The following is a 13,603-nucleotide window of genomic DNA, read 5'->3' as shown; positions in this document are numbered from 1 at the left end:
ATTAATACAAAAGCACATAGGTAGCTGAACAAATGATTTTAAATAACGTTTTAATTAATGAAGATATGGCTTTACTTGTTTTTCTATCTCACAAATGACTTTATTGAGTTTAATTCGAAAAGGATCGTCTTCGCTTAATGTATCCCAAATAAGTTCATTATCTTTATCTATATTGTCTTTTGTTGAGTAGGGTTTGATTGCTTGTAGATAGTTTGTAATGGCAGTTCTTAATTGAAATTCGAGTTTAAATAATTGTTGAAAATAAGTTTGTAGGTCTTGCCCCCAAAGTACTTGGCTTTCTATCAAATTTTCTAGAAGCAACGGTTTTACTTGCACAATATTTTCCCATCTTTTTTGATATGCGTGAGTTTTCTCTTGATAGCTTTTTTCTTGCGCATTCATTTTTTTCAGCTCTTCAGCAGCAAACTCTGGGTATTCGTTACCCCATATAGCTGGATGTCTAAACTGATTTATTGTTTCTTTATATTTATATAAGTTAACTAACATGGATTTTGCTAAGTTATAGTTTTGACTTCCTTTAAGTTGCTTTTTCCATGTTTGTAATCCTTTCAATGCAACATAAGCGCCAGTTGACAATGTAATAATTGTCACAATATCTTTAATGTTTGAGAGGGTGAAGTTTTCATAAAAATACATTATTTATCTCGTCAGCTTTAGTTTAAGTGTTTTATTCCAAAGATTAAAATCGATTATATTATAATGGTTAATCGCTAAAGTATATGTGAGGTCTTTTTTTAGCAAGGGAGCTTCCTGTTATTTTTTTGTCCAATATATTGAATGTGTTAGATTTATTAATATCAGGCCGATATAATTTATCGCAATTAGTTAAAATCACTTTAAATTCCGTGCGATTAAATAAGGTAATAGTAGCAATAATTGTATTTCTATCTTGGTGTAGACTAATCCTGTGATGCCCAAACATTTCTTTTTGTAAATTTTGTAGATGTTCCCTGATTTCACGATATTCCATTATAACTAAATCATGAATGGTTTTTCGTCCGTAGAGCACATAATTTCGAATTTCATCAAATTGCTCATCTAATATAAAGTTAGGTTCAAAAAAATAAGCTAAATAGTTGAAAGCAATTTTTGCAACGGTTCTGATAATAGCGTCATCAATTACAGAAGCAAACTGTAGCGGGCCATCTGAAGGTAATTTATCTGGTTGATGCTTTGTCTGACCTAAAGTTAACGTGATGTCGTTTTGCTGCAATATCCTATTTAGTTTAATAGTTTTTTTATTATCCTCTTCTATACTACCCAAGAAAAGAAAACGATCTCGATGTACTGGGAGGCCTATGCTATCTAAATAAGATCGATGTGGTAATTTCTCCGCACGATAGTTTATACGATTACCTTTGGTTGAATTTAGTATACTGAACTGATCTGCAATTTGTGCTTGAAACGCGCTTGTATCATGTAGGTTAATATTAACATGCAGGAAAGCGTAGGTTGAGTGATATAAAATAGTTTCAAGTCGTTTTCGTGAGTGTTTTATCGAACGACTAAAATCAGTATCATTAAGCAATCCCACGTATCCACGATAAAAGATTCCAAAAATACTGTCTCGTCCAAAATGTAACTCTATCTTTTTTGAAAAAAACTGGTTGCAGTCACCGCATACGAGATCAACAAGCGTCATAGTATTTTCAAATAATCCGAGCATTGATGGTATGACGTGCTCTTTAGTTTTTTTGGAAGTAGTACTTTTGCAGTAAATACAGGGGATGTTAGTAGAGGACACTTATTTATATCTCATTTATTATTAATTTTTAGGACAGGCTTTGCCTGTATTAAATCGACCACGTGAGGCGGCTACTTCTTGTAAATTTGGTCATGCGGACTATCCCTGATTTTCTTCTATGGCTGTTTGAATAAAATTAAGCAATTTTTTGAATCGGCCAACTCGAATCATATCTCTTGGAGCCATATCGCCTAAAAGAGGATTCGGGATAGAAAACCAAAGCATTGTTTTATCTTTGTCTTTGAAAAAACCATAAACTAAGTTTAAAGCCGTAGCCCACTCGGTAAGCCGCTCTTTAAGTTCAAGTGGCATTTTTTGGGGTTCATAGCGAATGGAGGAAACAGGAACGTTAGTTGCTGTTGAAACATCGGCTTTTTTATAATTTAAAAGGTCAACAACCTTTTGCCCATCGACCGTACCCTCATTAAAAACATGGAGGTAGTCTTTTTCAGGAATCGTCCTAAATAATGATGGCTGCGACATGTTCATAGCAGTACTCATAGATGAATGCATTTATACCTACTTAAAATAATGGCGTTTATACACGATTTAACCATGAATATACCATATTTTTACCCTGCTATGTAAAGTATAGCTTATATTTTTGTTAAGCACTGTTAAAAACGTGGCTTTTCTAAGATTGAAAAAAATACCAAAATAAGCGATAGTGCAATTAAGAAAACCCACCAAGGCTATGCTCAGTGAGTATCCTCAAACCGGTGGGTTACTTTTTATTAAGTTATCAGCAATTTTTGAATTATTAAGCCCTTGTTATAATATTTATAGCAACTACCTTGCTACCTTTCTGGATTTTTTGTGTAGAAAAGCTCATTTGTAAGTTACATTACCTGATAATTACCATAAATTGATAACCCCCAAAAATTGAATTAAAACAAGGTTCAAAACATGCTAAATGTTGAAATAATTCCAATTACTGAAGAACATATTGAAGGTTTTTGGTCTGCTGTAGATAGTGTTGCACGTGAACGTAAATATCTTGCCTTCTTAGAAGGCCCACCAATTAATAGCACCAGAGAATTTGTTTTAGAAAATATTAAGGATAATTGGCCTCATTTTATTGCTGTTAGTGATGGGCAAATAATTGGATGGTGTGACATTAGTGCACTTGATAGGCCTGTTTTTGCACATATTGGTTCTTTAGGAATTGGAATATTAGCATCTTATAGAGGACTAGGGATTGGCAAGAGATTAATGCAGATGTCCATTCAAAAAGCAGAACAGAAAGGACTAACACGTATAGAACTCACTGTTCGCGAAAAAAATAAGTCAGCCATTGCCTTGTATGAAAAATTTGGATTTGAAAAGGAAGGTATCCATAAAAATGCTGTCTGTATTGATGGGAAATATGAAAACCACGTTTTTATGGCACTTTTATTAGGGGATGCAAAAAACTAACGAGGTATTTAACTTATGATTAAAGACTCAACTCACTATGAGAACCTAATCTTACCAATTGCAATGTTTGCGTATCTGGCTTGCGATAAATTAAAACTAAATCAGGCTTTACGTGACAATCACGGTGATCCTGCCAATTATTAGATAGCGCATGATCCCTGTGTTTATCTGCAAGCGGTTCATCTCGTGCTAATGTATCAATAATTTCAACAAAGAGATTGTTGAAGACTGCTTTGTGTTTACCTTTTATCTCACGCTTATAATCACGTTTAAATTGGGTCGTGTACTCAATCGTCCTCATTATTTAAATCATCCATGAGCGATTGAACGGTTTTAAACGATTTTAATTGCCCTCTACGCGCTTCCTTCATCGCATTGATAGTTTTCTGATTCGGAATAAGAGGTTCAAAAGGCAAGGCATGTTCTTTAGCTATACGTGTTAGCAACATACGGAATGCATCAGATACAGTTAGCCCCATTGATGCAAGCACGGCTGAAGCCTCTTCTTTAATATGCTCATCAATTCTTGCTCTTACCACCGCATTAGTAGTCATTATATTTCTCCTGTCTATGAGCTACATTGTAGCACAAAATTCATATTCGTGCGTATCTATTCGCATTCTTTCGTTTGTGGTAGGATATGCAACGTTGGGTAAGATTTTGGGTAAGCTTCGAGTCCATATTATTTTAGTTAAATATAATCAATAAGTTACATCACGGTTCGATTCCGGCCCTGGCACCAATTAAAATCAATGAGTTACGTTAAGACACTTCAAAAAATTCAATGAGAAAAATATTCCAAGGGGCACTTGAAAATAAATCATCACAACACATAACAAAAAACAGCAACACATTCTTATTTACATTTTCAGTTGATCTGCTAGAATATGGTTAATGCACCCGCCAAGCCTATGATAGCTTCGGTTATTAAGCTCAAATCGCGCGGGTATTTTTTTGTCCCAAATAAAAGGGCTCTTTCCCAATTAAAGTGCCCCCTTAATTGGTGTAGAGCCAAAAACTTACTTTGATAATTGGTCCATTTTCCAATTTTTTAGAGAGACAATCAAATTTTCTCTATGGAGTTTGCGGATTTTTGCCTGAGGCGGAAAGATCGAATTCGGTACTAAATCGTGCTTCTTTATCTTTTGAGGTTTTTCCAAAAATTGGTTTAAAGAATTTAAAAATGGCAGTTTCATATTTTGATAATTCCACATCTTCTTCTTTAGTTAAGTTGTTCGGATAAATGATTGTTCCGTTGGAACCATATTTGCAAAGACCTTTCTTCGGAGCTGCCAGAAATGAAATTATTAAAGCTTGTATCTTATCAGGGAGTCCTAATTGAATTTTTGATAAGCCTTGCATGCGGCTGGCCATTTTAGCCAAGGCATTCTGATAGGAAATAATTAACAATAGGAGAGCAATTATATTATCATTATACTTTTCCTTATCTGTTTCTTGTTTTACAAGGATAGCACCTATTCTTGTATATTTAGCGCTGGGACGAGGAGCTTTGATACGATAACGGCGTTCTTGTGGTTGGAGGCTTGTCCAATATTCATCAAATCTATTCTGGAAGCTTTTAACTTGCTCATCCTTTTTGATGCTACTACAACATATAATAAAATTATCATAAGCGAGCTTGATATTGGTACGTTGCTCTTTTCTTTTTTGTTTTTCTCCGGTGACGGCGTGATCTAAAATAGAGGTTGTAAGAGATTTTATGGATTTTGATAATGAGATAGCAGCAGACGATGTAAGAAACAGTTGAGTTTTATCAATGTATTTTTCTAAATGATGGAGAGAGTCAACTAAATGCATCGCTTTGCTTTCTGTTGATTTAAGAGATTTATCTTGATATGGTTTCAATGCATCGGAGGACTTATTGGTAAGCTCAATGAGCTTTTCTTTAAAAGCAGGTAATATTTTTTCAACAACAATTTTAACATTAACTACAAAAACATGAGCATCCAATGCATCATCAAAATGATGTAAGATGGTTTGAGCACCAAAAGATTTAAAAAAATTAGTAAATTTTATTGTGTCTTGTTCTCCAATACTTCTAATAGCAAAATAAAGATTTTCAGTATCGCTTGGAGCAAATGTGCATTTTTTGGGTTTAGTTGTAATGCTTGCCATTTTCAGCAGTGTTTCTTCAAAAATATCAGTACACTTGGTGCTAACATAATAATTCATTAAAAATCTGCGTAACGCCGTTACTAATTGTTCGAACATAATATTTTCCTTTTTGAGTTATTCCATAATACTTTTATCGCGATAAATTTTGGTGCGTGTGGCTAATTAATTCCATATTTCTTAGAGAAAATCAATTTTGTGCCGGACAAAAAACGGGAATAGGAAGGAGTAGAATAACTCGCTGATATACAATGCATTTTATATATTCAGCTTCGATAAAAAAGGAGCACATATGAAGTATGTCAGCGAGTTAAGTGGGACTTTAAGGCTGCAATTAAATTGGCACAAGTCACGAATCGAGTGTTTTTAGGCAAATAGATCAAATACATACAGCTGAGTCGTGTACGCAATCGTCCTCATTAACCCAAACGGAAAGCCTTTCATTGAGAACAGAACAACATTTGGATACTAATTTGCGGCAAATAGTCCACAAGATTATAATAAGGATGAGCTCATTCAGCAGGTAATTTCACCTCCTAGTGTTTCAAATAATAGCTTCACATTTTTTAGCTCTAATACTTTAGTATTGCCATTAGCCACTGAAATTAGCGATGCTAAAAGAAAAAGAAAATTTGATAGTATTACCAGTTTATAAGGAACCTAAAGTCTTTGGTTGAAGAATGGATCCTGTCTATGCAGATGGGATCTATTTCCCAATAGATTCCTTCTTTCACTTTACAGCCTCGAATTTCTAATAGCCGGGATGTATTAGAAGTATACTAAAGCTGTTAAGATTTAAATCGGAGCCATGGTCTCGACTATAGGATAAAAAAATGATTCAATACACTTTGAACGTTAAGAACAATATTCTGTTATAGCACCATAAAAATATTTGAATCATTTTATATAAATGTTAGCATGGCGAAGCTATTTATTAACCTATGGATGGAGCAAATGAATAATAATAAGAATCAAATTTACTCTTTAGCTGCAACTTTATTGGTGGTTTTTGGTATAAAAACAGCTAATGCAGGGACAATGGGGCCTGCTGCCCCTCCAGTATCTTTTGTTGCAGCAATAAGTGCTGGCCCAGTTTGGCCTACCAGTGTTGGTAGAAATCAAACAATTTCTCTGACCCCAGAAATTGTAAAAACTTATATCTCAAATCATAATTCAACACAAACATTAGCTGATGGTGAGCTCTTTTTGGGTATACAATCAGGATTGCCTTATAACTTGTTAGGTCAATTTGGTGTCGCTGCAGCAACAACGAGTAAAGCCGGGCTTTCTGGAATTATTTGGGATGATGGGCTGCCTGAATTTGACAATTATTCTTATCAATACAAAGTCCGTCACACACATGTTGCACTTAAAGGGAAATTATTACTAGAGCGAGGATATTGGGTAACTCCTTGGGTAGCTGGTAGTGTTGCTGTTGGATTTAACGAATCTACAAGATTTTAATAATATCCCTTTAATTCCTGAAGCAGTTGTAACTCCAAATTTTGGAAACCACACCACAACTGCATTTTCTTATACAGTAGGTGCGGGAGTACAACGTAGCATAAGCAGTAATGTTCAAGTAGGTGTAGGTTATGAATTCTCCGATTGGGGCAATAGCAATTTAGGTCGAGCATCAGGACAAACATCACGTCGAGGTTTAACGCTCAATCATTTATATACTAATGGCTTGATGTTTACCATCAGTTGTACTGTTCCTTAATTTTTGCTAACGCTACATTCTTTCAAACCTGGTCGCTGTCGCGTAATGTTTGGGGCAAGTTTGAGGAATAAAAATGGAAGGAATTTTTTTGATTTTAAGTTAGTAACAAAGTATCATGATTAAGAGTAATTTTTCAATACCCACTAATGCCAAGTAAAAATATAGGATCGCTGATGCAAGGAATGAATTATCGATTAGAGATAAAAAAAGGATTGCTGGTAAGGTCCAATGACTGGAGCATTTCCAGCACTCAGCACTCAGCACTCAGCACTCAGCACTCAGCACTCAGCACTCAGCACTCGTTTTTCATTTATATTCACTGTCTTCAAATCTAATTCCCTTATCTCCAGTTTGCACCATTTGCATCTTTTCTGCTTATTTTCAGTTTCTGAGCATGATTGCGTGCTGTAGCGCATTTTCTTTATTTATTAGTTCAATTTTTTTTGTTGTACTCACTTGCTGTTTTTTGAATGAACCGGTTTTAAGTATACATAGGAGCATTGATGAATAAAAATTCTGCTGTACTCATAATGGCCGCTAATTTCCTAGCTACCAGCCGCTTTGGCTGGAACGATGGGACCTGTCACAGCGCAACCGGCATGGACCTGGGTTGGCAGTTTTAGCGCGGGGCCCGTTTGGGAAAGCGCAGGCAACACCCAAATGTTTTATTTAACCCCCGACATTGAAAAGGCTTATATAGCCCATAAATCAAGCGGCGCCTTATTTGATGGCGAAGTGTTTTTGGGCGCACAAAAAGCACTCACCCAAACCTTGCAAGGCCAACTGGGTCTTGCGGTTGGCTTCACCAGTAATGCTGGTCTAGGTGGTGTGATTTGGGACGATGTCGACCCTCTATTTGAGAACTTCACCTACAACTACAAGATTCAGCACACCCATGTGGCGGTGAAAGGAAAGCTGCTGGCAGATAATGGTTTCTGGTTGATTCCCTGGGTTAGCGGCAGTCTTGGTGTAGGTTTTAATAACGTTCATGGCTATCACAGCACACCAACCATTTTCGAGGCGGTACCGACTCCTGATTTCGCCTCAAGGACGCAAACAGCATTCACCTACACAGTAGGTGCAGGTGTACAAAAGGCACTTAATGCCCACTGGCAAGTTGGGGTCGGTTATGAGTTTGCCGACTGGGGCAAAAGCCAGCTAGGTCGTGCCTCAGAACAAACGCTCAATGGGGGATTGGCCCTCAATCACCTCTACACCAACGGTGTTTTATTGAACCTCACCTATCTTGTATAAGGACATAAGAATGAATGCACGTCGTTTAAGAAACTCACTGAGTATGATGACTACCGGATTGGTGCTCATGAATACAGCCTGGGCGGGTGCTCCTGTATGGACGTTTGCGCCCGTATCCGGATACCCTGCTTCGGTGAGCGTAAGCCCATCAGGGGCAGCAACCATCAAATACACAGTCACCAATCAATCGCATAAATCCCATACACTGAAGATGAGGCCTATTCAGGGTATTACCTCATCAGGATGCGCCTCACCTTTGGGGTATCATCAATCGTGTACCTTAATCCTGACCGTAGCTGGCAGTGGTTTAAAGGGCGATGTGCTTGGAGGACCAATCCTTTGCGAGCAGGGTAATCCCAATCAGTGCTATCAACCCAGTCAAGCCAATAGTCTGACGATTCGTCTCACGCAAACACCTCCGGTACAGCAATACACGATTACCTCTTCTGCAGGCAGCAATGGGTCGGTTAGTCCCAGTGGCTCTCAAACGGTGAATTCCGGAACCACACGAACCTTCACCGCAACACCTGATACAGGTTATGGAGTAAATCAATGGCTAGTCGATGGTAACCCGGCTCAAACGGGTGGCACCACCTATCAACTGACCCATGTCACAGCCAATCACACGGTGAATGTGACCTTTGGTACAGTGACACTGACACCCAGCGTATCCACTTTAGGGCTTTCGGTGAGTTGCCCGGCTGCATCACTGTCTCCTGATTGCGCGCAAAAAAACGATGCATTAACCGGAAATCCACGTAAAATTACAATTACCAACACCGGTTCAGGTGATGCCACTAATGTAGTCGTCAGCCCATCAGGGCTTCCTTCAGACGCATCAGTCTCGCCTTCCAATTGCGGCACGATTACTGCCAATGGTGGAACGTGCGAGATTACCGTAACCCCAGGCGCCATAGCAAGCGCCAATGCAAGCAGCGCGCTGTGCACAACAGGAGCACAGCCTGAAGGAAGCGTGAACGTCACCGCAGATGGAGGACTGTCTGCTTCAGTAGACACCTATGTTCTTAGTTATGGTTGTATCTATCAAGGGGGCTTCATTTATTCCGTAGATGACACGACCGCGAATACAGGCAGTATCGGCGGTAAAGTGTCATCACTAGCAGACCAGGCGGCACCTTATATTAACTCCGGCTCTCAGGCCACCAGTATTATTTGGAGTTCCAATGGGAATGGTTCGGCAAGTAGTGATGTGAGTTATACGACCATTCTTGGTATTGATAAGACATCCACTACCACAGTCCCATCACCAACATTTCCACCCTATCCATCAGGAACACCTGTTTACACAGAATGCAATGGCGCCTCAGATGGGGCATGTGATTCGGGCAATATTCTATCCTACTATAATTTTAATCGAACCAGCGGAGGAAGCGCACCCACTCCCTTGGGTTATTACGCGGCAGGTTTATGCAAAGCAACCATCAATACCTATTCGGACTGGTATTTGCCCTCCATTTGTGAGATGGATGCTGTTAATACCAATGTAACTTGTCCCACTGGAGCGCAAAGCATGTTGGGCGGCCTTTCTTTCTTGCTTGGAGACCCTGGTGCTGCAACACCAAGTACTTCGTGCACCCCTCCCAGTGGCACAGATTGTCTTGCAGGCTACTACTGGAGTTCTACCGAGGACTCGGACTTTCCACAGTACTACGCGTATATCGAGTCCTTCAGTACTGGTGGCAGCCTTCAGTACCTCAGCTTTAAGAACTTTCAGGTTGGGGTTCGGTGTTCTCGGGCTTTAACCCTTTAGCCCTTTATCCCTTTTCTTTTGACCTTGCTTTGCAAGACCTGCAAAGCGGGTCATTAATTTTAGGTTTTATTATGGCGCTGTACACAGAATTATCGGTTTATTGAGATACCTACCAACTGATTTTAAGAGTTTTTGAACTCACTAAGGAGTTTAGCAAAGAATACAAATACACGCTGGGTCAAGATATGAAGCGTGATGCGCTCTCGCTTGTGCGCAGTATTTACCGTGCCAACAAGCACCGCAATCGCGCAAAACATCTGGAGGTATTTCTTGATGAGCTGGAACTGTTAAAGCTGGAAATTCGCCTTTGCGTGGATATGAAATTAATGCCAATGAGAAAGCAAGCGGTATTAAGTGAGCTTTTAGAGAAGATTGGCAAGCAGGTTACCGGTTGGCGTAATGCGGCCAGGTAAAGCCAGAGTCCTTGCTGTCATGGCAGCAAGGAGCGAGCAGGTTTTATTTAAAAGCGCACTGGGACTGCCTCGATATGGGGTAGTTGAATCACATCCAGACAAGGCCCCTTGTCTGGATTAAGACGCCAGTGAATTGCAGGCAACTACTGGAGTTCTACCGAGAACTCGAACAATCCACAGAACAACGCGTGGAACGAGTACTTCAGTACTGGTGGCAGCAATCAGAACAACAACAATAAGAACAATCAGCTTGGGGTTCGGTGTTCTCGGGGTTTTAAATAAAGCAAATGAGTCTTACGGGTCATCAGGCGATGACCCGTATTTTTGAGTAATCGATGAATAAGATGAATGCATCTCCAGGGCTCCAAGGCCATGCCTCGATTGAATTAGCTGATTTATTTGAGGCTTACGCTGATTGTCGCACCAACAAACGCAATACCATGAACGCACTTTCTTTCGAGCTGGATTATGAGCAGGAATTAATTGCTTTATGGGAGGAAATCAATACGGGAGCCTATACTCCAGGGCGCTCCATTGCGTTTATTGTAGACCAACCGGTAAGGCGTGAAATCTTTGCTGCGGATTTTAAGGACCGTGTTGTTCACCACCTACTGATTAATAAACTCAACCCTCTGTTTGAGCGCACGTTTATTTACGACAGCTACGCGTGCCGTAAAGGTCGAGGCACTCATTTTGGCATTCAGCGTATCGACCGATTCATCAGGCAGTGTTCGCAGAACTACACCAAAGAGTGTTATGTATTAAGATTAGATATCCAAGGTTTTTCATGGCGATTGACAAACGCATTTTATGGGTAAAGCTACGGGACCTGATTACAAGCCAATACCAACAGCCTGATAAATACAGGATACTTAGTCTGTGTCATAAAATCCTGAGCAACAACCCAACAAAAAATTGCTTTATCAAGGGAAGCCGCCATGACTGGCATGATTTACCAAGCGATAAAAGCTTGTTTCACTCAGCCCCTGCATGCGGCCTCCCCATAGGTAATCTAACCAGTCAAATATTTGCCAATGTGTATCTTAATGCATTAGACCATTTTGTAAAACATGATTTAGGGATGCGTTACTACGGCCGTTACGTGGATGACTTTGTGTTGGTGCATCCAAGCCATGAATATTTAAAGGCGCTGATTCCACAAATTGCTGATTTTCTTCAGTCCGCACTGAAACTCACTTTGCATCCTCGCAAGATGTACTTGCAGCACTACAGCAAGGGTGTTCATTTTCTGGGGATGATAATTAAGCCAAACTGCATTAAGAGCGGCAAACGAATTAGGGGGAATTTTTACGACGCCATCATGCGCCACAATAAATTAACTCAAGAACGCAAACCTACCAAGGAAGAGCAAGCAGTCTTTCTGTGCAGTATGAATTCCTATTTGGGCATCCTAAAACACTACAACACCTACCATCTTAGAAAACGCATGCTCATAAAACATCTTTCAGCCTGGTGGTGGAATTTGATGTATTTCAGTGGTGGATGCGCCAAGTTGGTAGCAAAACAAAGAACAGTACGATAATACGATAAAAAGGATGTAAGGTAACAATGAGTTTGGATGTAGATGGCTTTGATAAGCTAGTTACAGGTGGCGTTGTCACCATTGCGGTCAGCAATGACCATCGCCTGGTTAAGTTGGCTCAGAAACTCCCCTGGGATGAGATGCTGCACCTAGTATTGCCTGATTTGCAGCGCACGGAGAAGAAGCGCTGGTGGATGGGCAGGCCTTTGCGAGTCCGCATTCATTTAGGGGTTTATGTCTTGCAGCAGATGTTTGATTTAACCGATCGCTTTGCTGAGCAACAAATACGTGATAATGCCACCTTCCGTCTGTTTTGTGGTTATGGCCTCTTAAAAAAATGGCATGCGCCAGACCATACCAGAATAGAGTCATTTCGATCGAGATTAACGGCTGAGACGCAACGTCGTCTTGCTAATTTGATAACGCAACACGCGGTTAAACTGAATTATGCCAATCCTACAGAGCTTGATGTTGACTCTACCGTTCAAGAAGCAAATATTGCCTATCCCGCAATAGCCAATTTATTGATTAAAGTTGCTGTCCTTGCGTCCAAAGTTGGAAAGGGACTGAATCAATTGTGCTGTGGTGGCATGAAGCGTTACCGTGTTGGGCTCAGCAATTTAAAACAAATCGCGCTGTATTATTTTAATTTGAAACGTAAGGATGTTGGCGAGGGTATATTATCCGTGGTACTTCAGCGATTGTGGCGTGAAACGTATGCTGATGTACTGCTCATCTTAAATGATATCTATTTGTTTGGTAATCAGTTGGCATCGGGTAAATACTGGGCGCTTCGACGTGCTGTTGAGACGCTGAGCTGGCGCGGGACTATGTTATTACAGAATGTGCATGGTTATATTTATGAAGGCATTATCAATACATCGATTTCTTCATTACATGCTTATGAAGTCGGCTGTTTTAACAAAGGCAAATTAAATAAAGGATTGCAGTTTGGTCGCGCCTATCAATTGGGACGCATTGGCGGTAACTTTCTTTTTGTTGGGGAGTGCACGTCTACGTATATGCCCGATGCACAGTCCTTACCGCTGATGCTCAATACCCATGAGCATCTTTTTGGAAAGGGGTTGCTGGCCTCTGTGGCGACAGATAAAGGATATTATTCATTGAACAACGAACAGCTACTGATTGAAAAGGGCGTCCTTGAAATTCAATTACCCCGTCCTGATAGGACGCTCAATGCGGCTCGTGAAACAACACCATGGTCAATTCGGCAATTATTACATCATCGGCGTGCTGGCATTGAGCCTTTGATTGGTCACACGAAACATGGTGGCCAATTGGGTAGAAGTCGTATGAAATCTGATGAAACCACTAAAAGCGCTGGTTACGCTGCTGTATTTGGATTTAATTTAAGGCAGCTTACTCGTTGTCTTGCGGGCGAGGTACGTCCAAAAGTTGATGTAGTGAATAATATTGCAGCAAATAATGCAAATATTATCGAAAAAATGAGCATGCAATTGGCGTGATTGAGATGGATGGGTTCACTCTGGTTTTATCCAGGCGTTAATGCGTTAAATTAGGATTTATCGATTGTTTTGTGAGCAAATCATTTCGCGACAGCGAC

The 13,603-nt window shown here is 39.9% G+C and carries 15 protein-coding genes; 9 read left to right on the top strand and 6 right to left on the bottom strand.

Translation table 11 applies throughout. The annotated features are described in order from the left end of the window. Window positions 1-54 precede the first annotated feature (54 nt). The 3 genes from QM652_RS04900 to QM652_RS04890 form a co-directional block, all read right to left on the bottom strand. Window positions 55-657: a hypothetical protein gene (locus QM652_RS04900; RefSeq protein ID WP_415073426.1), complete on the bottom strand. Its 603-nt coding sequence runs from the start codon at window positions 655-657 to the stop codon at window positions 55-57. A 67-nt stretch (window positions 658-724) separates the two neighbouring features. Further along, the gene (locus QM652_RS04895; protein ID WP_415073424.1) at window positions 725-1,765 is read right to left on the bottom strand and encodes an HNH endonuclease; all 1,041 of its coding nucleotides are present in this window, start codon (window positions 1,763-1,765) and stop codon (window positions 725-727) included. A 99-nt stretch (window positions 1,766-1,864) separates the two neighbouring features. Further along, a complete protein-coding gene (locus QM652_RS04890; RefSeq protein ID WP_415073422.1) occupies window positions 1,865-2,266 on the bottom strand; it encodes a hypothetical protein in 402 nt (133 codons plus the stop codon). A gap of 405 nt (window positions 2,267-2,671) precedes the next feature. Here QM652_RS04890 and QM652_RS04885 point away from each other — a divergent pair, with 405 nt between their 5' ends. After that, entirely contained in the window at window positions 2,672-3,181 is a 510-nt protein-coding gene (locus QM652_RS04885) for a GNAT family N-acetyltransferase (RefSeq protein WP_415073420.1), read from the top strand. A 19-nt stretch (window positions 3,182-3,200) separates the two neighbouring features. On the opposite strand, the gene QM652_RS04880 is transcribed toward QM652_RS04885, so the two are convergent. From QM652_RS04880 to QM652_RS04870, 3 genes are all read right to left on the bottom strand, one after another. After that, window positions 3,201-3,482, bottom strand: a complete 282-nt coding sequence (locus QM652_RS04880) for a type II toxin-antitoxin system YafQ family toxin (RefSeq protein ID WP_415073418.1) — start codon at window positions 3,480-3,482, stop codon at window positions 3,201-3,203. Then, window positions 3,469-3,735, bottom strand: a complete 267-nt coding sequence (locus QM652_RS04875) for a type II toxin-antitoxin system RelB/DinJ family antitoxin (RefSeq protein WP_127106493.1) — start codon at window positions 3,733-3,735, stop codon at window positions 3,469-3,471. Before QM652_RS04875 ends, QM652_RS04880 begins: the two co-directional genes overlap by 14 nt. 520 nt (window positions 3,736-4,255) lie before the next feature. Beyond that, on the bottom strand, window positions 4,256-5,413 hold the full coding sequence (locus QM652_RS04870) for a hypothetical protein (protein ID WP_415073416.1): 1,158 nt from the start codon (window positions 5,411-5,413) through the stop codon (window positions 4,256-4,258). 855 nt (window positions 5,414-6,268) lie between these two features. On the opposite strand from QM652_RS04870, the gene QM652_RS04865 reads away from it, so the two are divergent. The 8 genes from QM652_RS04865 (at window position 6,269) to QM652_RS04830 (ending at window position 13,505) form a co-directional block, all read left to right on the top strand. Continuing rightward, complete coding sequence (locus tag QM652_RS04865; RefSeq protein ID WP_415073414.1) at window positions 6,269-6,778, top strand: hypothetical protein; 510 nt, start codon at window positions 6,269-6,271, stop codon at window positions 6,776-6,778. Further along, window positions 6,750-7,037 carry an outer membrane protein gene (locus QM652_RS04860; RefSeq protein ID WP_415073412.1) on the top strand — a complete coding sequence of 96 codons (288 nt, stop codon included), beginning with the start codon at window positions 6,750-6,752 and terminating at the stop codon, window positions 7,035-7,037. Before QM652_RS04865 ends, QM652_RS04860 begins: the two co-directional genes overlap by 29 nt. A 573-nt stretch (window positions 7,038-7,610) precedes the next feature. Beyond that, window positions 7,611-8,291: an outer membrane protein gene (locus tag QM652_RS04855; RefSeq protein ID WP_415073410.1), complete on the top strand. Its 681-nt coding sequence runs from the start codon at window positions 7,611-7,613 to the stop codon at window positions 8,289-8,291. 10 nt (window positions 8,292-8,301) lie between these two features. Continuing rightward, the gene (locus QM652_RS04850) at window positions 8,302-10,062 is read left to right on the top strand and encodes an InlB B-repeat-containing protein (protein WP_415073408.1); all 1,761 of its coding nucleotides are present in this window, start codon (window positions 8,302-8,304) and stop codon (window positions 10,060-10,062) included. Window positions 10,063-10,178: 116 nt separating this feature from the next. Further along, the gene (locus tag QM652_RS04845; protein ID WP_415073495.1) at window positions 10,179-10,475 is read left to right on the top strand and encodes a four helix bundle protein; all 297 of its coding nucleotides are present in this window, start codon (window positions 10,179-10,181) and stop codon (window positions 10,473-10,475) included. A gap of 335 nt (window positions 10,476-10,810) precedes the next feature. Continuing rightward, window positions 10,811-11,293, top strand: coding sequence for a hypothetical protein (locus QM652_RS04840; protein WP_415073406.1), 483 nt, complete (start codon window positions 10,811-10,813; stop codon window positions 11,291-11,293). Then, complete coding sequence (locus QM652_RS04835; protein WP_415073404.1) at window positions 11,263-12,018, top strand: RNA-directed DNA polymerase; 756 nt, start codon at window positions 11,263-11,265, stop codon at window positions 12,016-12,018. Before QM652_RS04840 ends, QM652_RS04835 begins: the two co-directional genes overlap by 31 nt. Before the next feature lie 26 nt (window positions 12,019-12,044). Further along, on the top strand, window positions 12,045-13,505 hold the full coding sequence (locus QM652_RS04830; RefSeq protein ID WP_415073402.1) for a transposase: 1,461 nt from the start codon (window positions 12,045-12,047) through the stop codon (window positions 13,503-13,505). The last annotated feature ends 98 nt before the right edge of the window (window positions 13,506-13,603 follow it).

The organism is Legionella sp., assembly GCF_047605385.1.
GTDB lineage: Bacteria > Pseudomonadota > Gammaproteobacteria > Legionellales > Legionellaceae > Legionella.
Note: the sequence above shows the minus strand (reverse complement) of the source record. Positions and strands in the feature narration are given on the sequence as shown.